We start from the raw sequence: 24,999 nt of genomic DNA, 5'->3' as shown, positions 1-24,999 counted from the left end.
CTGCCCCACCCGACGCCGGCCGCCGGGCCGGCACCGGCCGGGAGGGGCCGTCGGGCCGCCTCCCGGCCGCGCGGTGACGGGTCAGCCCACCGGCACGGGACGCCGGACCGGGCCGAGGTGCCGGGCGTACGCGCCGGTGGTGAAGAACGCGGGCAGGTCCTCGCCGAGGGCGGTGTCCTCGACGATCCGCGCCGCCCGGCCGGCCCGTTCCCGGTCCTCGCCGTCGCGCCCGGCGACCAGGGCGGCCAACTCCTCCGCGAGGACCGACCGGACCAGGTCCTCGGTCACGCAGCCGCCGTCGGCCAGCGGGGTGCCGTGGTGCAGCCACTGCCAGACCTGGCAGCGGGCGATCTCGGCGGTCGCCGCGTCCTCCATCAGGTTCCCCAGCGCCACCGCGCCGGTGCCGCCGAGCCACGCGTCGACGTAGCGCACCGCGACGGCGATGTTGGCCCGCACCCCGGCGGCGGTGACCCGGCCGGGGGTCTTGTCGACGGCGAGCAGGTCGGCGGCGGTGACGGCGACGTCGTCCCGCAGCCGGTCGAGCTGGTGCGGGCGGTCACCCAGCACCGCGTCGAACTCCCGACGGCAGGTGTCGACCAGGCCCGGGTGGGCCACCCAGGAGCCGTCGAACCCGTCGCCGGCCTCCCGCCGCTTGTCGGCCCGGACCCGGTCGAGGGCCACCTCGTTGACCTGCGGGTCCCGGCTCGGGATGAACGCGGCCATCCCGCCGATCGCGTGCGCCCCGCGCCGGTGGCAGGTCGCCACCAGCAGCTCGGTGTACGCCCGCATGAACGGCACCGTCATGGTGACCTCGGACCGGTCGGGCAGGACGAAGTCGGCCCACTGCCCGAAGTTCTTGATCACGCTGAAGATGTAGTCCCACCGGCCGGCGTTCAGCCCCGCCGAGTGTTCCCGCAGCTCGTAGAGGATCTCCTCCATCTCGAAGGCGGCGGTGATCGTCTCGATCAGCGTGGTCGCCCGGATGGTGCCCCGGGGCAGGCCGAGGCGTTGCTGGGCGAAGACGAAGATGTCGTTCCACAGCCGTGCCTCCCGGTGCCCTTCCAGCTTCGGCAGGTAGAAGTACGGCCCGGCGCCCGCGTCGAGCTGCCGCTGCGCGCAGTGGAACAGGTAGAGCCCGAAGTCGACCAGGCTGGCCGAGATGGGCCGGCCGTCCACCACGATGCCCTTCTCCACCAGGTGCCAGCCGCGTGGCCGGACGACGATCGTGGCGAGCTGCGCGCCGAGGGCGTACCGCTTGCCGCGCGGGTCGGTGAAGTCGATCCGCCGGTCCAGGGCGTCGATCAGGTTGAGCTGGCCGGAGATGACGTTGTGCCAGGTCGGTGCGGTGGCGTCCTCGAAGTCGGCGAGCCACACCCGGGCCCCGGAGTTGAGCGCGTTGACAGTCATCTTGCGGTCGGTCGGGCCGGTGATCTCGACCCGCCGGTCCTGGAGCCCCGGTGCCGGCGGGGCGACCCGCCAGTCCGGGTCGGCGCGGATCGCGGCGGTCTCCGGCAGGAAGTCGGGGAACTGGCCGGTGGCGTAGCGGTCCCGGCGGGCCCGGCGGGTGTCCAGCAGGGCCACCCGGCGGGCGGCGAACTCACTGTCCAGCGCGACCAGGAACTCCAGCGCCGCAGGGGTGAGGACCTCGTCGAACCGGTCGGCCAGCGGGCCGATGATCTCGTACCTCATGCGAACTGCTCCTCTTCGGTGGAGCCGCGCAGGGCGGTGGTCTCGGCGGCCGGGTTGAGCACGGTGCTGATCAGGTCGAAGTAGCCGGTGCCGACCTCACGCTGGTGCTTGACGGCGGTGTAGCCGGATGCCTCGGCGGCGAACTCCCGCTCCTGCAACGCCACGTAGGCGGACATGCCGTCGGCGGCGTAACCCCGGGCCAGGTCGAACATCGAGTAGTTGAGGGCGTGGAAGCCGGCCAGGGTGATGAACTGGAACCGGTAGCCGAGGTGGCCGAGTTCCCGCTGGAACTTCGCGATGGTCGAGTCGTCGAGGTGCTTGCGCCAGTTGAACGACGGCGAGCAGTTGTAGGCGAGGAGCTGGTCCGGGTACTCGGCCTTGACCGCCTCGGCGAAGCGGCGGGCCACCGCCAGGTCGGGGGTGGAGGTCTCCATCCACAGCAGGTCGGCGTGCGGGGCGTAGGCCAGGCCCCGGGCGATGCACGGCTCGATGCCGTTGCGCACCCGGTAGAACCCCTCGGCGGTGCGCTCGCCGGTGACGAACGGCCGGTCCCGCTCGTCGACGTCGGTGGTGAGCAGCGTGGCGGCCTGCGCGTCGGTGCGGGCGATCACCACCGACGGCACCCCGGCCACGTCCGCGGCGAGCCGCGCCGCCTCCAGGGTACGGACGTGCTGGCCGGTCGGGACGAGCACCTTGCCGCCCAGGTGGCCGCACTTCTTCTCGGCGGCGAGCTGGTCCTCCCAGTGCACGCCCGCCGCGCCGGCCCCGATCATGGCGGTCATCAGCTCGTAGGCGTTGAGCGGGCCGCCGAAGCCGGCCTCGGCGTCGGCGACGATCGGCGCGAGCCAGTCGATGCCGTCGTCGTCGCCCTCGGCGGTGGTGATCTGCCCGGCGCGCAGCAGCGCGTTGTTGATCCGGCGCACCACGGCGGGCACCGAGTTGGCCGGGTAGAGGCTCTGGTCGGGGTAGGTGTGCCCGGCGAGGTTGGCGTCGGCGGCCACCTGCCAGCCGGAGAGGTAGATGGCCTTGAGCCCGGCCCGGACCATCTGCACGGCCTGGTTGCCGGTGAGCGCGCCCAGGGCGTGGACGTAGTCCTCGGTGTGCAGCAGCCGCCACAGCCGCTCCGCCCCACGGCGGGCCAGGGTGTGCTCCTCCTGGACGGCCCCGCGCAGGCGGACCACGTCCTCGGCGCGGTAGCTGCGGCGCACCCCCTGCCAGCGGGGGTCGGTCTCCCACTCGGTACGCAACCGCTCCACGGCGTTCTGCATGATCTCGTCTCCTCGGATGTCGTGACGCCGGCACCGGCCGTCGTGCCGTCCGGCGGTGCGAACGCGTCGCCCGACCGGCGTGTCACCCACGGTCACACGGGGTCCGGGGCGTGGTCGAGGGACGGAAGAAGCCAAGTTCTGAGAAGTTCACACCCGGTTCTGCGAAGTTGCGAACAGGTATATTCGCACTCTGCCAAGGGGTGCTGGGCTGCCGAAAGAGCAGCGGGGAGGTGAGCGTGGTGAGCAAGACCTTCGCGGGTGCCCGGCTGCGCCGGATGCGCGAGGACCGCGCGTTGAGCCAGTCCCGGCTGGCCCGGCTGCTCAACATCTCGCCCAGCTACCTCAACCAGATCGAGCACGACACCCGGCCGCTGACCGTGCCGGTGCTGATGCGCATCACCGAGGTGTTCGGCGTCGACCCGACGGTCTTCGCCCCCCGGGACACGCCCCGGCTGGTCGCCGGGCTGCGCGAGGCGCTGCCCGGCCGGCCGGGCGTCGCCGACCTCACCGAACTCGCCACCCGGCTGCCCGAGGTCGCGGAGGCCGTCCTCGACCTGCACCGCCGCTACCGGCAGGCCGACGAGCAGCTCGCCGAACTGCTGGGCGACCGGGAGACGGTCGGGCGCAGCCCGCACGACCGGGTGACCGAGTTCTTCTACCGGCGGCAGAACTACGTGCCGGATCTGGACGAGGCGGCCGAACGGCTCGCCGCGACGATCGGGATGCGCCGAGGCGAGGTCCGGTCCACCCTCCAGGACCGGCTCGCCCAGCGGCACGGCGTGCAGGTACGCCGCGACGACGCCACCCTGCTCGGCGACGAACTGCACCGCTACCGGCCGCAGACCCGCACCCTGCACCTGTCGACGTCGCTGCGGGCCGGGCAGGAGGCGATGCGGATGGCGGCGCAGATCGCCCTGCTGGAGTACGCCGACGTGATCGACGAGATCGTGGAGGAGGAACGGTTCGACGACCCGCAGACCCAGATCCTCACCCGGGTCGGCCTGGCCAACTACTTCGCCGCCGCGCTGATCCTGCCGTACGGGCCGTTCCTCGCGGCGGCCGAACAGCACCGGTACGACATCGACCTGCTCACCCAGCACTTCACGATGGGCTGGGAGACCGTCTGCCACCGGCTCAGCACGCTGCAACGGCCCCGGGCGCGCGGGGTGCCGTTCTCGTTCGTCCGGGTCGACCGGGCCGGCAACCTGTCCAAACGCCAGTCCGCCACCGGCTTCCCGTTCTCGCTCACCGGCGGCACCTGTCCGCTGTGGAACGTCTACGAGGCGTTCAGCGCGCCCGGCCGGGTGGTGGTGCAGGTGGCCGCGATGCCCGACGGGCAGCGCTACCTGTGGATCGCCCGCACCATCACCCGGCACCACGGCGGCTACAACCAGCCCGGCAAGGTCTACGCGATCGGGCTCGGCTGCGAGATCCGGCACGCCGACCGGCTGGTCTACTCCCGGGGCATCGACCTGTACGACGCCGACGCCGTCACCTCGATCGGCCCGGGGTGCAAGACCTGCGAGCGGATGACCTGCCCGCAGCGGGCCGCCGCGCCGATCAGCGGCCGGCTCGACCTGGACGAGAACCGCAGCACCTTCATCCCGTACCCGTTGAAGGGCTGATCCCGGCGGCGGGCCGGAACGGGCGCGCGGACGTCACGAGGTGGGGCTGGTAAAGAGGATCACCTTGGCTTCGGCGAGCTTGCCCAGTTCCACCGGGCGCCACTGGCGGAAGCCCTGCCGGCCGGTCAGCTCCCCGCTGATCCCCACCGCCGGGCAGTACAACCAGTCGCCGTTGCTCAGGTTGGGAAACTCCGCCCACGCCTGCACGTGCACGTCCCCCTGCGGGAACGACAGCGTCTCCGACAGGTGCACCATCGGCATCCCGTCGGACTCACGGTGCAGGACCAGCCGGTACCCGCCGTCGACGGTGCCCACCCGGCCCTCGTCCGGGACCACCAGGTCCGCCTTGTACCACCCGCTCTGCCCGAGCTTCGGGTTCTCGAAGTCGATGTCCGCACCGAACGAGGTGAGGATCTCGTGGAGGTTGTCGTACATGGTCGCCTCTTTCCGTGTTGGGGGTCAGGCCTTGCGGAAGACGTCCTTGACCAGGATCTTGCCGTCGCGCAGCGTGAACACGTCCACGCCCCGTTCGAGCACCTCGCCGGTCGCGGACTCGCAGCGGAACTCCAGGAACTCCCGGTCCGCCACGACGATGCGGTCGCCGTACACCATGCGGGCGCCGGCGGCGTCGAGTTCGTCGCGCTTGCCGATGATCTCGGCGAGGAACCCGGGTATCTCCTTGCGGTGGTAGGTGTGGCCCGGTTCGGGGCCGGCCGCGACGATCCACACGCCGTCGGGGGCGAAGCAGTCGGCGGCGGCGTCCAGGTCGTCGGCGTCACAGGCGGCGAAGAACGCCGCCACCGGGCTGGTGTCGGTCATGGAGGGTCCCCTCTGCTCGGGTGGTGGGTGGGGTGTCAGCCGAAGCGCACGGGCAGCGACTCGATGGCGCGGAACTGGAGGCTGTGCCGCCAGGCGACCTCGTCGTCGGCGACGGCCAGCCGCCAGTGCGGGTGCCGGGCCAGCAGCCGCTGCAACACCACCCGACCCTCCAGCCGGGCCAACGGTGCGCCCAGGCAGTGGTGGATGCCGTGCCCGAACGCCAGGTGGCCGTCGCGGTCGAGGCGGACCGCGTCGGGATCGGGGAACCGGTCCGCGTCGCGGTTGGCCGCGCACAGCGAGATGAACACGATCTCCCCGGCCGGAATGACCCTGTCGCCGACGGTCACCTCCTGCTCGGTGAACCGGATCGTGCTCAGGTTCAACGGGCTCTCGTAGCGCAGCACCTCCTCCACGAAGGCGGGCACCCGTCCGGGGTCGGCAGCCAGCTCCGCGCGCAGCTCCGGCTGCCGGTGCAGCAGCAGCACGGCGCTGCTGAGCATCGCCGCGGTCGTCTCGTAGCCGGCGTTCATCATCAGGAACACGGTGGACAGCAACTCGGCGGTGGCCAGCCGGCCGCCCTCGTCGTCGGCGGCGATGAGCGCGCTGATCAGGTCGTCGGCCGGCGCGGTGCGCTTGACCGCGATCAGGTCCCGCACGTAGCCGTAGGCGTCGGCGATCACCTGCTGCTTGTCGGCCAGCGAGGTGCCGACGCTGCCGAGTTCCGCGCTCCACCGGCGGAAGTCGTCGAACGCCTCCTCGGGGATGCCCAGCAGCGAGCCGATGACCGCCATCGGCACGGGCAGCGCGACGTCGGTCACGAAGTCGACCGTCTCCCCCGCGACGATCCGGTCCAACGCGGCGTCGGTGAAGCGTTCGATCACCGGGATCAGGCCCTGCACCCGCCGGGTGGTGAACGCGCCGCCGACGATCCGACGCAGCCGGGTGTGGTCGGGGGGATCACTGAACAGCATGCTCGGCGGGTTGTCGGTGACGTGCTCGTCCGGGTCGACGGCCTGGGCGCGGATCACCGAGGCGATGCGTCCGGCGTCCTTGGACAGCCTCGGGTCGGCCAGCAGCCGGCGCGCGTCGGCGTGCCGGGTGACCAGCCAGGCGTGCACGGCGGTGGAGAACGTCTTGAGCCGGAACCGGTCCACCGTGCCGCCGTCGCGCAGCCGGGCGAACCCCGGGTACGGGTCCTGGGCGAACTCCTCGGTGAGCATGTCCGCCGGGTGGGGGGTCGAGGTTTCCTGCTGTCCGATGGTCATCGGCTCCGCCCTGTCGGTGAGGGGATCAGTGGGGTGTTCGTCGGTGCCGACCGCAGGCAGTCGGCCAGCGCGGCGGCCGTGGTCGGGGCGTCACCGGTGAGGACGCCCAGGTGGTCGCCCGGCACGGTGCGCCACCCGGTGTCGGCCGCCCAGCCCGGCTCCCGTCCGCCGGGCGCCGCCGCGGCCCGCAGGTGGGTGACGGGGACCGCCAGCGGCTGCGGTCGCCAGTCGGCGAACAGCGCCAGATGCCGCCCCATGGCCAGCAACTGCCGGTCGGTGACCAGTTCGGTGACGGTCCGGTCGGCGGCCATCCGGGTGAACAGGGTCGGCATCGTCGCGACGTACCAGGACCCGCCCGGGACGTGCACGTCGACCAGCACCACCCGCTCGGGCGGTGTGCCGAGGTCGTGCAGGGCCGCCGCCACCGCGTGCGCCAGCCAGCCGCCGGAGGAGTAGCCGACCAGCACGTACGGCCGGTCGCCGAGGTGCGCCCGCAGCGCCGCTACCTGGGCGTCGACGACCTCGGCGCGGGTGGCCGGCAGCGCCTCCCCCAGCCGGTAGCCGGGCAGCGGCAGCACCACGGCGGGCCGGTCGAGGCAGGCCAGCAGCCGGGCGTACTGGTAGGGGCTGGCCGGGGCGACCATGCTGGGCAGACAGACCAGCAGCGGGCCGTCGCCCTCGGCGAACACCAGCGGCGTCGCGGCGGCGGCGGTGCCGCCGGCCGGTGCCCGGTCCGCCGCGGCGGCCAGCAGGTCCAACCCGGCGGGTACGTCGCCACGGGCGCAGGCCGCCGCGAACGCCGCCCGCACCGCGCCGTCGTCGGGGTCGCCGTCGGCCCGCCCGGCGAGGGTGCCGGCGAGTTCGTCGGCGGTGACGGCGGTGAGCAGGTCGGCGGTGCCGACGGGCAGCCCGGTGGCCCGCACCAGCCGGTCGCGCAGCTCCACGGCGCTGAGTGAGGTCAGGCCCAGCTCGGCCAGCGACCGGTGCGGGTCGACGGGGGCCGTACCGTGGCCGAGCACCGCCGCCACGTGCCGCAGCACCACGTCGCGTAGCGCGTCCGGGGCCGGGGTGGCCGCCGGTGGTGCCGACGTCACCGGTTGCGGGCCGCCGGTGGTGGTCGTGAACCGGGCGTCGGGCCAGAACCGGGTCCGCTGGAACGGGTAACCGGGCAGCGCCACCGGGGCGGCGCGGGTGCCGGCGAACACCGCCGCCCGGTCCAGGTGCCCCCGCACCAGCAGCGCGCCCATCGCCACCGGCACCGACACCGGATCGGGCACGTCGGGACGCAGCGTGGGAACGGCCGCCGCGTCCGTGGGAGTGCGCAGGCAGTCAACCACCGTCGCGGTCAGCGCCGGGGCCGGCCCCACCTCCAGGAAGGTGCGTACCCCGCGCCGCTCCAGGGTGCGGACGGCGTCGGCGAACCGCACCGGCCGGCGGGCGTGCGTCAGCCAGTGCCCGGGCCTGGCCAGGTCCTCGACGGTCAGCACCGCCCCGGTCAGGGTGGACACCACCGGCAGCCGGGGCGCGGTGAACCGTACCCCCGCCACCACCTCGGCGAACCCGGCCAGGGCCGGCTCCATCAGCCGGGAGTGGAAGGCGTGGCTGACGTCGAGCCGCCGGCACCGGTGGCCGCCGGCCCGCAGCAGCCGGGCCGCCCGCTCCACCCCGTCGACCGTGCCGGAGAGCACCACCGCCCGGGGACCGTTGACGGCGGCCAACTCGACGTCGTCGCCGAGCAGCGGGGTCACCTCCGCCTCGTCGGCCCGTACGGCGAGCATCGCCCCACCCGCCGGCAGCGCGGCCATCAGCCGGCCCCGGGCCGCGACCACGGTGGCCGCGTCGGCCAGCGACAACGCGCCCGCCACGTGCACGGCGGTCAACTCGCCGACGGAGTGCCCCGCGACGGCGGCCGGGGTGAGGCCGTACGCCTCCAGCAGCCGGTACAGGGCGACCTCGACCGCGAAGATCGCCGGCTGCGCGGTGCCCGTGTCGTCGAGTCCGCCGCCGTCGGCGACGGCGGCGGCCAGCGGCCGGTCCAGCAGCGGATCGAGGTGCCCGCAGACCTCGGCGAACGCCTCCGCGTAGGCGGGGAACCGCTCGGCCAACGCCAGGCCCATCCCGACCCGTTGCACGCCCTGCCCGGTGAACAGGACCGCGAGGTCACCGCCGCAGGTCGTGCCCGCGCCGACCCCGGCATCGGCCAGCCCGGTGAGACCCGCGAGCAGCCCGGCGCGGTCGGTCGCGGTGACGCACGCCCGGTGCCGCAGCGCCGCCCGCCCGGTGGCCAACGCCAGGCCGAGCCCCGCCGGGGTGAGCGTCGGGTCGGCCCGTACCAGCGTCGCCAGCCGGCCGGCCTGCTCCCGCAGCGCCTGCGGGTCGGCGGCGGAGAGCAGGCACGGCACCGCGGGCAGCGGGGTCACCGCCGGCCCGCCGGCAGCCGGTGCGGGTGGCTCCTCGACGACGACATGGGCGTTGGTGCCGCTGATCCCGAACGCCGACACCGCCGCCCGGCGCGGGCGGGACCCACGCGGCCACGGCTGGGCGGCGGTCAGCAGCCGCACCGGGGAGTCGTCCCAGCGCACCGCCGTGGTCGGGGTCGCGGCGTGCAGCGTACGCGGCAGCCGGCCGTGCCGCAGCGCCAGCACCAGCTTGACCAGTCCGGCCAGACCGGCGGCGGCCTGGGTGTGACCCAGGTTGGACTTCACCGAGCCCAGCCACAGCGGCCGGTCCCGGGCCCGGCCGTAGCTGGCCAGGAGCGCCTCGGCCTCGATCGGGTCGCCGAGGCGGGTGCCGGTGCCGTGCGCCTCCACGGCGTCGACGTCACCGGGGGTGAGCCCGGCGTCGGCGAGCGCCCGCTCGATCACCCGCCGCTGGGCGGGGCCGTTCGGCGCGGTCAACCCGTTGGACGCCCCGTCGGAGTTGACCGCGCTGCCGCGCAGCACCGCGTGCACGGTACGCCCGTGGGCGAGGGCGTCACCGAGCCGCTCCAGCAGCAGCACCGCCCCGCCCTCGCCCCAGCCGACCCCGTCGGCGGCGGCGGAGAACGCCTTGCACCGCCCGTCGGCGGCCAGGCCCCGCTGGCGGCTGAACTCGGTGAACCCGACCGGTGTCGACATCACCGACGCCGCCCCGACCAGGGCCAGGGGCACCTCGCCGGAGCGCAGCGCGCGGACGGCCTGGTGCACCGCCACCAGCGCCGACGAGCAGGCGGTGTCCACGGTCAGCGACGGCCCGGTCAGCCCGAGCACGTACGAGATGCGGCCGGAGGCGACGCTCGCCGCGTTGCCGGTGAGCAGGAAACCCTCGGCCTCGCCGGCGGCGTGGGCGAGCAGCAGCGGATAGTCCTGGCCGTTGGTGCCCACGTACACCCCGGTCTCGGTGGCGCGCAGCCGCTCCGGGTCGATGCGGGCGTCCTCGACCGCCGTCCAGGCCAGCTCCAGCAGCATCCGCTGCTGCGGGTCCATCGCCGACGCCTCCCGGGGGGAGACCCCGAAGAAGCCGGCGTCGAACCCGGCGACGTCGGGCAGGAAGCCGCCGGAGTCGACGTAGCTGTGCCCCGGGGCGGCCGGGTCCGGATCGTGCAGGTCCGCCGGCCAGCCCCGGTCGGTGGGGAACGGGACGACCGCGTCGCGGCCCTCGTCGAGCAGGTCCCAGAACCGGTCCGGGGTGTCCGCGCCGCCGGGGAACCGGCAGGACATCCCGACCACGGCGACCGGTTCGGCGGCCGACGCGGCGGCCCGGTCGAGTTCCCCGCGCAGCCGGTCGACCTCGCGCAGCGCGTTACGCAGGGCCGCCACGTACTGTTCGGTGCCGGCGCTCACTGCTGACCCACCGTCTGCGCGGCCAGCGCGAGCAGTTCCTCACCGGAGAGCGCGTCGAGGTCGGCCGGCCCCGCCGGTTCGTCCGGTGGGGTCTGCTCGTCGGCCAGGGCCAGCAGCCGGTCCAGCAGGCCGGCGCGGCGCAGCCGGTCGACGGGGAGGGTGCGCAGTGTCGCGCGTACCCGCTCGTCCTCCGGGTCGGTGTCGGTGGCGAGCTGGGTGAGCAGGTGCGCGGCGAGCGCCGCCGGGGTGGGGTGGTCGAACACCGCGCCCATGCCGAGCGGCACCCCGGTCGCCGCGCTCAGCCGGTTACGCAGGTCCACCGACGTCAGCGAGTCGAAGCCGAGGTCGTGGAAGGCGCCAGTCACCGGCACCAGCGTGCCCGGCTGGTGGCCCAGCACGGTGGCGGCGGTGGCCCGGACCAGGTCGGTGACCGCCTGCCGACGGCCCTGGGTGTCCAGGCCGGTCAGGTCCAGCACGGGCGGGGACGTGGGTTCCCCCGCCGGCAGCAGGGTCCGCAGCAGGGCCGGGGCGGTGCTCGGGTCGAGGGTCGCGGTGCGCAGGTCGGCCGCGACGACCACCGGTTCGGTGCTGGTCAGCGCCGCGTCGAAGAGGGCCAGCCCGGCGGCCACCGGCAGCGGGGCGAGGCCGGCGGCGGCGAGTCGGGCCCGGTCGGCGACGCCCAGGTCCCCGGTCATGCCCGCACCGGCCCACGGCCCCCAGGCGATCGAGGTGGCCGGCAGCCCGGCCGCCCGGCGACGCTCGGCGAGGGCGTCCAGCGCGCTGTTCGCGGCGGCGTACGCGGCCTGCCCGGCCGCCCCGAACAGCCCGGCGACCGACGAGAACAGCACGAAGAAGGCCAGGTCGGTGTCGCGGGTGAGCCGGTCGACGACCCGCGCGCCCGTCACCTTGGCCCGCCAGGCCCGGTCGAGCTGGTCGGGGGTGAGCCCGGACAGGACCCCGTCGGCGAGCACGCCCGCCGCGTGCACCACCCCGCGCAGGGTGCGCCCGTGCAGCGCGGCGGCCACCGCATCCGGGTCGGTGACGTCGCCGGCGACCGAGGTGGCGGTCACGCCGATCGCGGCCAGCTCGGCGGCCAGGTCCGGCGCCCCGCGGCGGCCGAGCAGCACCAGGTCACGCACGCCGTACGCGGTGACCAGGTGGCGGGCGACGGCGCTGCCGAGGGCGCCCGCCGCCCCGGTCACCAGGACCGTGCCGTCGACGGGCGGGCGGGGTCCGGTGGTGGCGGCTGTCAACTCCGGGACGCTGGCGACGCCGGCACGCAGCCGGACCTCCCCGTGGCCGGCGGCGGCTGTGGCCGGCAGTGCCGCCAGCGACGCCGGGGTGCCGTCGTGGTCGACGAGAGCCACCCGGCCCGGATGCTCGGTCCGGGCGGCACGCAGCAGACCGGCCACCCCGTCGGCCGCCGGATCGGTGCCGTCGAAGCCGACGACGAGCCGACCACCGGTGGGTTCGGCGAGCCGCCGCTGGAGGACCGCGAGTACCTCGGCGGTGCCACTGCCGGCGCAGTCGAGCACCGCCGCCTCCCCGGCGGGCAGGTCCGTCGGCGTCCACCGCACCGCGTACAGCGGCGGCGTCGCCGGACCGGCAGCGAGCCAGTACCGTCGGTGTTGGAACGGGTACGTCGGCAGGTCGACGACGGTGCCGCCGCCGTAGTACCCCCGCCAGTCCACCTCGTGCCCGCGTACCCACACCTGCGCCAACCCCGTCACCGCCGACACCGCCTCGTCGGCACCCGGCCGGAGCATCGGGATACCGTCGGTCAGCAGGGACGACAGACCACCGTCCGCGCTCAACTCCCACCAGGAACGGGGACCAGCCGCCTCGATCGCCTCGTGGAACCGCACCGGCTCACGCACCTGCCGCACCCAATAATCCGGCTCCCCCAGATCCTCGACCGTTCCGGTGACGGTCGACACCACCGGAATCCGCGCCGGCTGGAACGACAGGCCCTCCACCACCGCACGGAACTCGTCCAACATCGGCTCCATCAACGGCGAATGAAACGCGTGACTCACCGACAACCGCCGCTGCCGCACACCCAGCGTGGTCGCTGCCGTCTCCGCCGCTCGCAGCGTTTCCTGTTCGGGGCCGGCGATCACCACCGCCGACGGACCATTCACCGCCGCGACCACCACATCACCGGACAGGAACGGCTGCACCGCCTCAGCCGAGGCCCGCAACGACACCATCGCCCCACCCGCCGGCAACGCCGCCATCAGACGAGCCCGCGCCGACACCAACGTCACCGCATCCGGCAGGGACAGCACCCCCGACACATGTGCGGCGGCGATCTCCCCGATCGAATGACCCACCAAAACCGCCGGCTGCACACCCCACGACTCGACCAGCCGGAACAACGCCACCTCCACCGCGAACAACGCCCGCTGCGCAACACCCGTCCCATCCAGACCCACACCAGAGCCGATCGCCTCATGGACATCCGGCCCCAACAGCCCACACACCTCATCGAACACCGACGCGAACACCGGAAACGCCCGATACAAACCCGCACCCATCCCCACCCGCTGACCACCCTGACCCCCGAACACCAGACCCAACCCCACAGGAATGCCACCGGACGACACCCCACCCGACGACGCAGCGCCATCCGACGACCCCCGGGCCGGATCCACTGTGGGGGTAGGAACCGCACCGGAAGCCAGAGCACGAATCTCCGGAGCGAGCGACGCCGAATCCGCGACAGTCTCACCGTCGAGCAGCACCGCCCGCTCGTCGAACACCGACCGCGTCGACGCCAACGACCACCCCACATCCACCCCCGACACCCCAGCCACCATCGACTGCAACCGCTCCACCAACTCCCGCACCCCGGCGGCGGTCCGCGCCGACACCGGCCACGGCGTCACCCCCACCGGCACCCGCGAACCCGCCGCCAGCGCATCCGCGTCCGCCGGAGCGCCCGTCTCCACCGGCGGTGGCTCCTCCACGATCACGTGCGCGTTGGTGCCGCTGATCCCGAACGACGACACCCCCGCCCGCCGACGACCACCATCGGCCACCGTCCACTCCCGGGGCTCCCGCAGCACCTCCACCGAGCCTGACGACCAGTTCACGAACCCCGACGGCTCGGCCAGGTGCAGCGACCCCGGCACCACCCCCGCCCGCATCGCCGACACCATCTTGATCACCCCGGCGACCCCCGCCGCCGCCTGCGCATGACCGATGTTCGACTTCACCGACCCCAACCACAACGGCACCGACCGACCCTGCCCGTACGTCGCCAACAACGCCTCCGCCTCGATCGGATCACCCAACCGGGTGCCCGTCCCGTGGCCCTCCACCACCTGCACGTCGTTGACCGACAGACCCGCCACCGCCAACGCCCGACGGATCACCCGTTCCTGCGACGGACCACTCGGCGCGGTCAGGCCGTTCGACGCGCCATCGGAGTTCACCGCGCTGCCCCGCACCACCGCCAGCACCCGGTGGCCGTTGCGGCGGGCGTCCGACAGCCGTTCCAGCAGCAGCAGGCCCACGCCCTCACCCCAACCGACGCCGTCGGCGGTGTCGGCGAACGCCTTGCACCGGCCGTCCGGGGCCAGGCCACGCTGCCGGGCGAACTCCACCAGCAGGTCGGCGGTGGGCATCACCGTCACGCCCCCGGCGAGCGCCAGCGAGCACTCCCCGGCACGCAGCGCCGACGCCGCCAGGTGCAGGGCGACAAGCGACGACGAGCAGGCGGTGTCGAGGGTGACCGCGGGCCCGGTGAAGCCGAACTGGTAGGCGATCCGGCCGGAGACGATGCTGCCGGCGCTGCCGCTGATCAGCAGCCCTTCGAGTTCGTCGGGCACGTCCTGACCGCCGAAGGCGTAGTTCTGGTACATGGTGCCGACGAACACGCCGGTCGGGCTGCCGGCGAGCGACCCGGGGTCGATACGGGCGTGTTCGATGGCCTCCCACGAGGTTTCCAGCAGCAGCCGCTGCTGCGGGTCCATCGCCAACGCCTCCCGGGGGGAGATGCCGAAGAAGTCGGCGTCGAAGCCGGCGACGTCCGCGAGGAAGGCGCCGCCGGTGGCGTACGTGGTGCCGGGGTGGTCCGGGTCGGGGTGGTAGAGCCCGGCGAGATCCCAGCCCCGGTCGGTCGGGAACCCGCCGACCGCGTCGACCCCCTCGGCGACCACCCGCCACAGGTCGTCCGGGCCGCGTACCCCGCCGGGCAGCCGGCAGGCCATCCCGACGATCGCGACCGGTTCGCTGATCCGGCTCTCCAACTGGGCGACGCGGGCCCGTGACCGGCGCAGGTCGGTGGTGGCCTTGCGCAGGTACTCCACGAGCTTGGCGCTGTCCTCGGCCATCACAGCTCCGTTCCCTGGTCGATGATGTCGTAGAGGCGGTCCACCGGGATCGTGTCCAGGTCGTCGGTGTCCAGGTCGCCGTAGTCGGCGGGTGGGCGCAGTTCGATCAGGAGGCGTTCCAGCCGGTCGACCACCTCGTCGCCGCCCGCGTCGCCGGTGCGCAGCGCCGCCTCCAGCCGGTCGAGGGCGGCCATCGTCGAGCCGTCCCCGCGCTCCTGGTCCGGCCAGCGCAGCCCGCAGACGAAGTCGGCGAGCGCGGCGGGGGTGGGATGGTCGAACACCACACCGGCCGGCAGCGGCACACCGGCGGCGGCGCTGACCGCGTTGCGGAGCTGGGTGGCGGCCAGCGAGTCCACACCCAGGTCGGCGAAGCGGCGGCCCGGGTCGACCTCGGTCGGGTCGGCGTGGCCGAGCACCTTCGCCGCCTGGGCGGTGACGAGGTCCAGCACCGCCTGGCGGCGGTCGGCCGGGGCGAGCGCGGCGATCCGGTCGGCGGCCGGCTGCTGCTCCCCCGGCGTACGGCGGGGGGTGCGGACCAGGGCGCGGAGCACGGGCGGCGGCGCGTCGACCGCCCGCAGCGCGGCCGGGTCGAGCCGGACCGGCGCCTGCACGGCCCGGTCGTGGGCCAGCGCCAGGTCGAACAGCGCCATGCCCTCGGCCTCGGTCATCGGCACCACACCGGTCCGGGCGACACGTTCCCGGTCGTGCGCGTCCAGGGTGCCGATCATGCCGCTGTCCTGCGCCCACAGTCCCCAGGCCAGCGACACGGCGGGCAGGCCGAGGTGGCGGCGCAGCCGGGCCAGCGCGTCCAGGCCGGAGTTGCCCGCCGCGTAGTTGGCCTGGGCGGGCGGGCCGAGCAGTCCGGAGATCGACGAGTACAGCACGAACGCGTCGAGGTCGAGATCCCGGGTCAGCTCGTGCAGGTGCCAGGCGGCGTCGATCTTCGGGGCCAGCACCGTGTCCAGACGTTCCGGCGTCAGGGCGGGCAGCACACCGTCATCGAGCACCCCGGCGGTGTGGATCACCGCGCGCAGCGGGTGCGCCGGGTCGGTCCCGGCGAGGAGTTCCGCCAGGGCGTCCCGGTCGGTCACGTCGCAGGCGGCCACGGTGACGTCCTGCGCGCCCAGGTCGAGCAGTTCCGCGCGGAGTTCCGCCGCACCCGGGGCCGCCGGCCCCCGCCGGCTGACCAGCAGCAGCCGGCGTACGCCGTGGGTGGTGACCAGGTGCCGGGCGGCGAGCGCCCCCAGGCCGCCGGTGCCCCCGGTGACCAGCACGGGGCCGGACCAGCGGCGGGGTGACGGGGCGACACCCCGGCTGCGGACGAGCGTCGGGGTGGTCACCGCACCGCCGGTCGCGGTGAGTTCGGTGGTGCCGGCTAGCAGGGCGTACGGGAACGCCCGTGCCGAGCGGCGGTCCCCGTCGAGGGCGACCAGGCCGAACCGGTCCGGGTACTCGCTGATCGCCGAGCGGACCAGCCCCCAGGCGGTGGCGAGCACGACGTCCCGGTCCACCCCGGAGGCGACGAACACCAGGCGGCAGGGGGCGAGCGCCTCGTCGCGGAGCCAGTGTTGGGCCAGTTTCAGCACCCGTTGTGCCATGGTGTGGGTGTCCGCCGCCGGGTCCCCGGTGTCCGGGTAGGTCAGCGGGTGGAGCAGCACGTCCGGCCGGCCGGCCGTCGAGTCGAGCAGTTCGGCGAGGGTACGGTGCCGGCGCAGGCCGCCCAGCCCGTCGAGCAGCCCGAGTTCGTCGTCGCCGAGCACCGCCCAGTCACCCGGTACGCCGCTCGTCTCCCGCGTCGGGACGCGCCGGTCCTCCAGGTGGAACAGGGCGTCGCCGACGGACGGGCCGGCGTCGTCGCCGAGTTCGATCTCGGCTTCCGTGGTGACGGTGCCGTCGTGGTCGACCAGGGCGATCCGGACGTGCCCGGTGTCGTGGTGCGCGATCTCGACGTCCACGGCGGGGGCGGCCCGGTGCACGGTCAGGTTCGTCCAGCGGACGGGCCGGGCGGGGGCGAGGTCGTCGAGGGCGGAGCGGAGCACGGCGGTGGGCAGTGCCCCGCCGTCGCCGGGTTCGGCGGAGAGTTGCCCGGTCGCGTGTTCGATCCAGGTGCCGTTGGGCCGGGAGGCGATGGTGAAGCCGGCACCGTCCACGGTGACCCGCAGTGGGCCGGGGCGCTCGGGCGGCACCTCGGGGACGAGTTGGGTGACGCCGGTGACGCCCGCGTGCCGGGCGGCGGCCAGCGCCGCCTCCGCCAGGACGACGTGCGGTCCGGCCTCGGCCAGCGCCGTCGCGGTCAGTACGCCGGCGAGGACGAACGAGTCGTCGGACAGCTCCACCGCCGCGCCCAGCAGCGGATGTTCCACCGGGTCGAGCCCGACGCCCGCCACGTCCGTGCGGGGTGCCGGCGTCAGCCAGTACCGCTGCCGTTGGAACGGGTACGTCGGCAGGTCGACGACCTTCCCCCCGCCGTAGTACGCCCGCCAGTCCACGTCGTGGCCGCGTACCCACACCTGCGCCAACCCCGTCACCGCGCTGACCGCCTCATCGGCACCCGGCCGGAGCATCGGGATACCGTCGGCCAGCAGGGACGACAGACCACCATCCGCGCTCAACTCCCACCAGGAACGGGGACCAGCCGCCTCGATCGCCTCGTGGAACCGCACCGGCTCACGCACCTGCCGCACCCAATAATCCGGCTCCCCCAGATCCTCGACCGTTCCGGTGACGGTCGACACCACTGGAATCCGCGCCGGCTGGAACGACAGGCCCTCCACCACCGCACGGAACTCGTCCAACATCGGCTCCATCAACGGCGAATGGAACGCGTGACTCACCGACAACCGCCGCTGCCGGACGCCCAGCATGGTCGCTGCCGCCTCCGCCGCCCGCAGCGTCTCCCGCTCCGGACCGGCGATCACCACCGCCGACGGACCATTCACCGCCGCGACCACCACATCACCGGACAGGAACGGCTCCACCTCACGCTCGGATGCCCGCAGCGACACCATCGCACCCCCGGCCGGTAGCGCCGCCATCAGACGGGCACGCGCCGACACCAACGTCACCGCGTCCGGCAGCGACAACACCCCCGACACGTGCGCGGCGGCGATCTCCCCGATCGAATGACCCACCAGAACCGCCGGCTGCACACCCCACGACTCGACCAGCCGGAACAACGCCACCTCCACCGCGAACAACGCCCGCTGCGCCACCCCCGTCCCATCCAGACCAACCCCGGACGAGATCGCCTCCCGCACGTCCCCACCCAACAGCCCACACACCTCGTCGAACACCGACGCGAACACCGGAAACGCCCGATACAAACCCGCACCCATCCCCACCCGCTGACCACCCTGACCCCCGAACACCAAACCCAACCCACCCGACGCCAACGCCCGCACCCCAGAAGCAAGCGACACCCCATCCGCGACCACCACACCGTCAAGCAACACCGCCCGCTCGTCGAACACCGACCGCGTCGACGCCAACGACCACCCCACATCCACCCCCGACACCCCAGCCACCATCGACTGCAACCGCTCCACCAACTCCCGCACCCCGGCGGTGGTCCGCGCCGACACCGGCCACGGCGTCACCCCCACCGGCGCGGGCAACACCTCGGCGGAGGACCCCACGCCACCGACCGGCGTACCCGCCGCCGGGGTCTGTCCCGACGACACGGGCGAACCGCCTCCGGCCGGCACCTCCGGCTCAGCCGGCGGTTCCTCCACGATCACGTGCGCGTTCGTCCCACTGATCCCGAACGACGACACCCCCGCCCGCCGACGACCACCATCAGCCACCACCCACTCCCGCGACCCCCGCACCACCTCCACCCCACCCGACGACCAGTCCACCAACCCCGACGGCTCGCCCACGTGCAACGACCCCGGCACCGTCGCATGCCGCATCGCCAACACCATCTTGATCACCCCGGCGGCACCGGCCGCGTGCTGCGTGTGGCCGATGTTCGACTTCACCGACCCCAACCACAACGGCTCCGACCGCCCCTGCCCGTACGTCGCCAACAACGCTTCCGCCTCGATCGGGTCACCCAACCGGGTGCCGGTGCCGTGGCCCTCCACCACCTGCACGTCGGACACCGACAGGCCCGCCACGGCCAGCGCCTGGCGGATCACCCGTTCCTGGGACGGGCCGCTCGGCGCGGTCAGGCCGTTCGACGCGCCATCGGAGTTCACCGCGCTGCCCCGCACCACCGCGAGCACCGGGTGGCCGTGCCGCCGGGCGTCGGAGAGACGTTCCACCAGCAGCATCCCGGCGCCCTCGGCCCACCCCGTGCCGTCGGCGTCGGCGGAGTACGCCTTGCACCGGCCGTCCGGCGACAGTCCGCCCTGCCGGCTGAACTCGACGAACAGGGTCGGGGTGGACATCAGCAGCGCACCACCGGCGAGGGCGAGGTCGCACTCCCCGGCGCGTAGGGCGTTCGCCGCCAGGTGCAGGGCCACCAGCGACGACGAGCACGCCGTGTCCAGGGTGAGGACCGGGCCGACCAGGCCGAGGTGGTAGGCCAGCCGGCCGGACGCGACGCTGTTGGCGCTGCCGGTGAGCAGTTGCCCCTCGAACTCGGGCACGGTGGCGAGCAGCGAGCCGTGGTCCTGGCTGCTGACCCCGACGAAGACACCGGTCCGCGAACCCCGGGCGGCGAGCGGGGGGATCCCGGCCCGTTCGAACGCCTCCCACGAGGTCTCCAGCAGCAGCCGCTGCTGCGGGTCCATCGCCAGCGCCTCCCGGGGCGAGATGCCGAACAGGGCCGGGTCGAAGTCGGCGATCCCGTCGACGAAGCCACCCTGGGCGGCGTACGTGGTGCCGGGGTGGTCCGGGTCGGGGTGGTAGAGGTTGTCCAGGTCCCAGCCCCGGTCGGTCGGGAAGTCGCCGATCGCGTCGGTGCCCTCGGCGACCACCCGCCACAGGTCCTCCGGGCTGCGTACCCCGCCAGGCAGCCGGCAGGCCATGCCGACGATGACGACGGGGTCGTCGTCGGTGCGGGTCGGGGTGGCGACCGGGGCGGGGGCGGGGGTGCCGGCGATCTTCGTGGTCAGCCAGGTGGCGACCGCCGCCGGGGTGGGATGGTCGAACACCAGCCCGGCGGGAAGGCGCAGCCCGGTCGCCGTCGACAGCGCGTTGCGCAGTTCCACGGCGGTCAACGAGTCGAAGCCCAGCTCGGTGAAGGGCCGGTCGGCGGGGACCGCGTCGACACCGGAGTGGCCGAGGACGTCCGCGACGCGTTCCCGTACCACCTGGAGGAGGGTGGCGGTGAGGTCCGCGCCGCGCCGCCTGGCGAAGACCGTGGTGGGGTCGGCCGCCGCGACGGCCCGCCGGGCCGGGCGACGGACCAGCCCCCGCAGCACCGCCGGTGGCTCACCGGTGATCCTCGGCAGGTCCATCCGCATCGGTACGAGGTGCGGCTGGCCGGTCGCGTCGGCCAGGGTGATCGCGGTGTCGAACAGGGCCATCCCCTCCGACCGGTCCAGTGGGGTCATGCCGGCCCGGGTGATCCGGTCCCGGTCGGCGGCGGTGAGGGCGGCGGTGATGCCGCCGTCCTGTTGCCACAGTCCCCAGCCGAGCGACAGCGCGGGCAGCCCCCGGGCCCGGCGGTGGGCGGCGAGCGCGTCGAGGAACGCGTTGGCGGCGGCGTAGTTGGCCTGCCCGGGGCCACCGAACACGGCGGCCGACGAGGAGTAGAGGACGAACGCGTCCAGGGCCCGGTCCACGGTCAGCTCGTGCAGGTGGCAGGCGGCGTCCACCTTGGGGCGGAGCACCCGGGTGAGCTGTTCGTCGGTGAGCGCGCCGACGACCGCGTCGTCGAGCACCCCGGCGGTGTGCACCACCGAACGGACGGGATGACTGTCGAGCAGCCGGGCCAGGTCGTCCCGGTCGGCCACGTCGACGGCGGCGACGCTGACCGTGGCACCGAGGCCGGTCAACCCGGCCACCAGTTCGCCCGTGCCCGGTGCTCCGGCGCCCCGACGGCTGGCCAGCACGAGTTCGCGTACGCCGTGGGTGGTCACCAGGTGGCGGGCGACCAGCGCGCCCAGCCCACCGGTGCCGCCGGTGACCAGCACCGGACCGGGGATGCGGGCGGGTTCGGCCGGTGGGGCGGTGACCCGGGCCAACCGGGTGACGGTCCAGGTGCCGGCCCGGACGCTCACCTCCGGTTCGTCACCGGCGGCGAGCCCGGCCGCGACGGTGGGGACCGTGGTCGGGTCGTCGGTGTCGACCAGGACGAGCCGCCCGGGGTTCTCGGTCTGCGTGGTACGCAGTAACCCCCAGGCGGCGGCCAGGGCGGGATCGTCGGCGACACGGTCACCGGCGACGACGACCCGGGTGTCGGCGTACGGGTCGGTCAGCAGGGTGCGGACCAGGGCGAGGGCGGCGGCGACCGTGGCGTGGGTACGGCCGGCCAGGTCGTCACGGCCGGGGTCGACGGTCAGGTGGTGGCAGGTCAGCGGGGCGGGGCCCGCGTCGAAGGCCGGCACCGGGGCGGCGACCGGTGGGGCCGGCACCGGCACGGCCACCCGCTCGTAGAGGTGTTCCTGGCGGGGCCGCCCGGCCGACCGCAGCGCCTCCGGGGAGACGGGGCGGGACAGCAGTCCACCGACGGTGACCACCGGCGCGCCGGACTCGTCGTAGCCGGTCAGGGTGAGGCTGCCGGTCGCCTGTTCCCGCAGCCGTACCCGCAGGGTGGTCGCGCCGGATCGGTGCACCTGCACGTCGCTCCAGGAGAACGGCAGACCGCCGGGGCGGGTGTCGTCGAGCACACCGCGCAGCAGCGGGTGCAGGCAGGCGTCGAGCAGTGCGGGGTGCAGCACGAACGCGTCGGCGTCGGCGTGCCGGTCGGCGGGCAGGCCCACCTCGGCGAGGATCTCCTCGTCGAGCTGCCACAGCCGGCGCAGGCCACGGAAGGCCGGGCCGTACCGGTGGCCGTCCTCGGCCAGGCGGGGGTAGGCGTGCGTGACGTCGATCTCGCGGCTGCCGGGCGGTGGCCAGGTCTCCTGCCCGGTGGGGGCGGCGGGGGGCGCGACGGTCAGCTGCCCCTCGGCGTGGGTGGTCCAGGCGGGGTCGTCGCCGTCGGCGGTGTGCGGACGCGAGTGGACGGTCACCGGTCGCCTGCCGTCGGGGTCGGGCGCGCCGACGGCCACCTGGATCTCCACCGGTTCCTCGGTGAGCACCAGCGGCGCGGCGATGGTCAGTTCGTCGACGACGCTGACGCCGAGGTGGTCGCCCGCGCGCAGGACGAGGTCCACGAAGGCCGTCCCGGGCAGGAGCACGGTGTCGAGCAGCGCATGGTCGGCCAACCACGGATGGGTACGCAGGGACACCCGCCCGGTGAGCAGCACGCCGTCACCGGTGGCCAGTTCGACCGTCGCGCCGAGCAGCGGATGCCCGGCGGAGCGTAGGCCGGCGCTGGTCACGTCGCCCCGTCCGGCCCCGGCGTCCAGCCAGTACCGCTGCCGTTGGAACGGGTAGGTGGGCAGGTCGACGACGGTGCCGCCGCCGTAGTAGGCCCGCCAGTCGACGTCGTGCCCGCGCACCCACACCTGCGCCAACCCCGTCACCGCACTGACCGCCTCATCGACGGTCGGACGAAGCATCGGGATACCGTCGGCCAACAGGGACGACAGACCACCGTCCGGGCTGAGTTCCCACCACGACCGGGGACCAGCCGCCTCGATCGCCTCGTGGAACCGCACCGGCTCACGCACCTGCCGCACCCAATACCCCGGATCCGCCAGATCCTCGACCTGCCCCGTCACCGACGACACCACCGGAATCCGCGCCGGACCGAACGACAGGCCCTCCACCACCGCACGGAACCCGTCCAACATCGGCTCCATCAACGGCGAATGAAACGCGTGACTCACCGACAACCGCCGCTGCCGCACCCCCAACGCCGTCGCCACCGCCTCCGCCACGCGCAGCGTCTCCCGCTCCGGACCGGCGATCACCACCGCCGACGGACCATTCACCGCCGCAATGACCACGTCACCGGACAAGAACGGCTGCACCGCCCCCACCGAGGCCCGCAACGACACCATCGCTCCCCCGGCGGGTAGCGCCGCCATCAGACGAGCCCGCGCCGACACCAACGTCACCGCATCCGGCAGGGACAACACCCCCGACACGTGCGCGGCAGCGATCTCCCCGATCGAATGACCCACCAGAACTGCAGGGTTCACACCCCACGACTCGACCAGCCGGAACAACGCCACCTCCACCGCGAACAACGCCCGCTGCGCCACCCCCGTCCCATCCAGCCCCACACCAGAGCCGATCGCCTCATGGACATCCGGCCCCAACAGCCCACACACCTCGTCGAACACCGACGCGAACACCGGAAACGCTTGATACAGACCCGAACCCATCCCCACCCGCTGACCACCCTGACCCCCGAACACCAGGCCCAGGCCGGAGGGCACCACCCGGGAGTCGACGTCCGTCGCGGCCGGGGACGCCGGGTCGGCGTCACCTGCCGGTGGGACCGTCGCCGGCCAGCGGAGTTCCGGGGGCACCGAGGCCGAGTCCGCGACGACGTCGCCGTCGAGCAGCACGGCGCGGTCGTCGAACACCGTCCGGGTCGACGCCAGGGACCAGCCCACGTCGGCCGCCGGCACCGTCGGGTCGGCGGCGGCGCTCCACGGGCGGAGCCGCTCGACCAGTTCCCGTACCCCGGCGGTCGTCCGCGCCGACACCGGCCACGGCGTCACCGGTACGGCGTCGGGTTCGCCGGTGGCCCCGGCCGACGGGCCCGCCTCGGCGGGTGACCCGTCGGGCGACGGGTCCGTCACGGCGGGGGGTTCCTCCAGGATGACGTGCGCGTTGGTGCCGCTGATCCCGAACGACGACACCCCCGCCCGGCGTCGGCCCTCCACCTCCCACGGCCTCGGGCCGGTCACCACCTCCACCGCACCCGACGACCAGTCCACGAACCCCGACCGCTCGCCCGCGTGCAGCGACCCCGGCACCACCCCCGCCCGCATCGCCGACACCATCTTGATCACCCCGGCGACACCCGCCGCCGCCTGCGCATGACCGATGTTCGACTTCACCGACCCCAACCACAACGGCACCGACCGACCCTGCCCGTACGTCGCCAACAGCGCCTGTGCCTCGATCGGATCACCCAACCGGGTGCCCGTCCCGTGGCCCTCCACCACCTGCACGTCCGTCGGGGTCAGGCCGGCGGATTCGAGGGCCTGCCGGATGACGGCGCGCTGGGCGGGGCCGTTGGGTGCGGTGAGCCCGTTGGACGGGCCGTCCTGGTTGATCGCGGAACCCCGGACGACGGCGAGCACCGGGTGGCCGTGCCGGCGGGCGTCGGAGAGCTTCTCCAGCAGCAGCATGCCGGCGCCCTCGGCCCAGCCGACCCCGTCGGCGGCGGCCGAGTACGACTTGGCCCGGCCGTCCGGGGCCAGCCCCCGCTGCCGGCTGAACTCGACGAACGTGCCGGGGCTCGCCATCACGGTGACACCACCGGCGAGGGCCAGCGTGCACTCCCCGGCGCGCAGCGACCGGGCGGCGAGGTGCAGGGCGACCAGGGACGACGAGCAGGCGGTGTCGACGGTGACGGCGGGACCGGTCAGGCCGAAGGTGTAGGCGATCCGACCGGAGGCGACGCTGCCGGCGCTGCCGGTCAACAGGTAGCCCTCGAACTCCTCGGGGACGTCGCGGACCCGCAGGCCGTAGTCGCCGTACATGATGCCGGTGAACACCCCGACCGGGGTACGACGCACCGAGGCGGGGAGGATGCCGGCCCGTTCGAACGCCTCCCAGGTGATCTCCAACAGCAGCCGCTGCTGCGGGTCGACGCCGAGTGCCTCCCGGGGGCTCATGCCGAAGAAGGCGGGGTCGAAGTCGGCGGCGTCGTGCAGGAAGCCACCCTCGTGGGCGTAGCTGTGTCCGGCCCGTTCCGGGTCGGGGTCGTAGAGGTCCGCCGGCCAGCCCCGGTCGGTGGGGAAGTCGGAGATGGCGTCCCGACCCTCGGCGACCAGGTCCCACAGGTCCTCCGGGGAGCCGACCCCACCCGGGTAGCGGCAGGCCATGCCGACGATGGCGATGGGTTCCCGGTCCCGTTCGGTCAGCTCGGTCAGCCGCTGCCGGGTCTTGTACAGGTCGGCGCTGACCTTCTTGAAGTATCCGAGCAGCTTCTCGTCGGC

8 protein-coding genes and 1 pseudogene are annotated in these 24,999 nt (G+C 74.1%); 1 reads left to right on the top strand and 8 read right to left on the bottom strand.

All coding sequences use genetic code 11. The features are described from left to right. Positions 1–81 precede the first annotated feature (81 nt). Positions 82–1,689: a malate synthase A gene (aceB, locus tag FJK98_RS13715; protein WP_145919355.1), complete on the bottom strand. Its 1,608-nt coding sequence runs from the start codon at positions 1,687–1,689 to the stop codon at positions 82–84. Beyond that, positions 1,686–2,957, bottom strand: coding sequence for an isocitrate lyase (aceA, locus tag FJK98_RS13710; protein WP_145919354.1), 1,272 nt, complete (start codon positions 2,955–2,957; stop codon positions 1,686–1,688). Before aceA ends, aceB begins: the two co-directional genes overlap by 4 nt. A 239-nt stretch (positions 2,958–3,196) precedes the next feature. Between aceA and FJK98_RS13705 the strand changes: the two genes are divergently transcribed. Continuing rightward, positions 3,197–4,582 (top strand): short-chain fatty acyl-CoA regulator family protein, encoded by a 1,386-nt coding sequence (locus FJK98_RS13705; protein WP_168222457.1) that lies wholly within the window; start codon positions 3,197–3,199, stop codon positions 4,580–4,582. Positions 4,583–4,615: 33 nt separating this feature from the next. Here FJK98_RS13705 and FJK98_RS13700 read toward each other — a convergent pair whose 3' ends face one another. The 6 genes and pseudogenes from FJK98_RS13700 to FJK98_RS33590 all read right to left on the bottom strand — a co-directional run. After that, positions 4,616–5,017 (bottom strand): hypothetical protein, encoded by a 402-nt coding sequence (locus FJK98_RS13700; RefSeq protein ID WP_145919352.1) that lies wholly within the window; start codon positions 5,015–5,017, stop codon positions 4,616–4,618. Between the two features lie 24 nt (positions 5,018–5,041). Continuing rightward, entirely contained in the window at positions 5,042–5,401 is a 360-nt protein-coding gene (locus FJK98_RS13695) for a nuclear transport factor 2 family protein (protein ID WP_145919351.1), read from the bottom strand. A gap of 35 nt (positions 5,402–5,436) precedes the next feature. Then, positions 5,437–6,666, bottom strand: a complete 1,230-nt coding sequence (locus FJK98_RS13690; protein WP_145919350.1) for a cytochrome P450 — start codon at positions 6,664–6,666, stop codon at positions 5,437–5,439. Then, on the bottom strand, positions 6,663–10,487 hold the full coding sequence (locus FJK98_RS13685; protein WP_145919349.1) for a type I polyketide synthase: 3,825 nt from the start codon (positions 10,485–10,487) through the stop codon (positions 6,663–6,665). Before FJK98_RS13685 ends, FJK98_RS13690 begins: the two co-directional genes overlap by 4 nt. Beyond that, entirely contained in the window at positions 10,484–14,827 is a 4,344-nt protein-coding gene (locus tag FJK98_RS13680; RefSeq protein WP_370517049.1) for a type I polyketide synthase, read from the bottom strand. The genes FJK98_RS13685 and FJK98_RS13680 overlap by 4 nt, the downstream gene beginning before the upstream one ends. Further along, positions 14,824–24,912: pseudogene (locus FJK98_RS33590) on the bottom strand (SDR family NAD(P)-dependent oxidoreductase); the annotation flags it as partial. The pseudogene FJK98_RS33590 and the gene FJK98_RS13680, both read right to left, overlap by 4 nt. Positions 24,913–24,999 lie beyond the last annotated feature (87 nt).

The organism is Micromonospora sp. HM134, assembly GCF_007833915.1.
Classification (GTDB): Bacteria; Actinomycetota; Actinomycetes; order Mycobacteriales; family Micromonosporaceae; genus Micromonospora; species Micromonospora wenchangensis.
This window is presented reverse-complemented; position numbering and strand designations above follow the sequence as displayed.

Bases quoted from the DNA above. Each gene is read 5' to 3' on its own strand.
- aceB (WP_145919355.1), bottom strand. From the start codon at position 1,689: ATGAGGTACGAGATCATCGGCCCGCTGGCCGACCGGTTCGACGAGGTC.
- FJK98_RS13700 (WP_145919352.1), bottom strand. From the start codon at position 5,017: ATGTACGACAACCTCCACGAGATCCTCACCTCGTTCGGTGCGGACATC.
- FJK98_RS13695 (WP_145919351.1), bottom strand. From the start codon at position 5,401: ATGACCGACACCAGCCCGGTGGCGGCGTTCTTCGCCGCCTGTGACGCC.
- FJK98_RS13690 (WP_145919350.1), bottom strand. From the start codon at position 6,666: ATGACCATCGGACAGCAGGAAACCTCGACCCCCCACCCGGCGGACATG.
- aceA (WP_145919354.1), bottom strand. From the start codon at position 2,957: ATGCAGAACGCCGTGGAGCGGTTGCGTACCGAGTGGGAGACCGACCCC.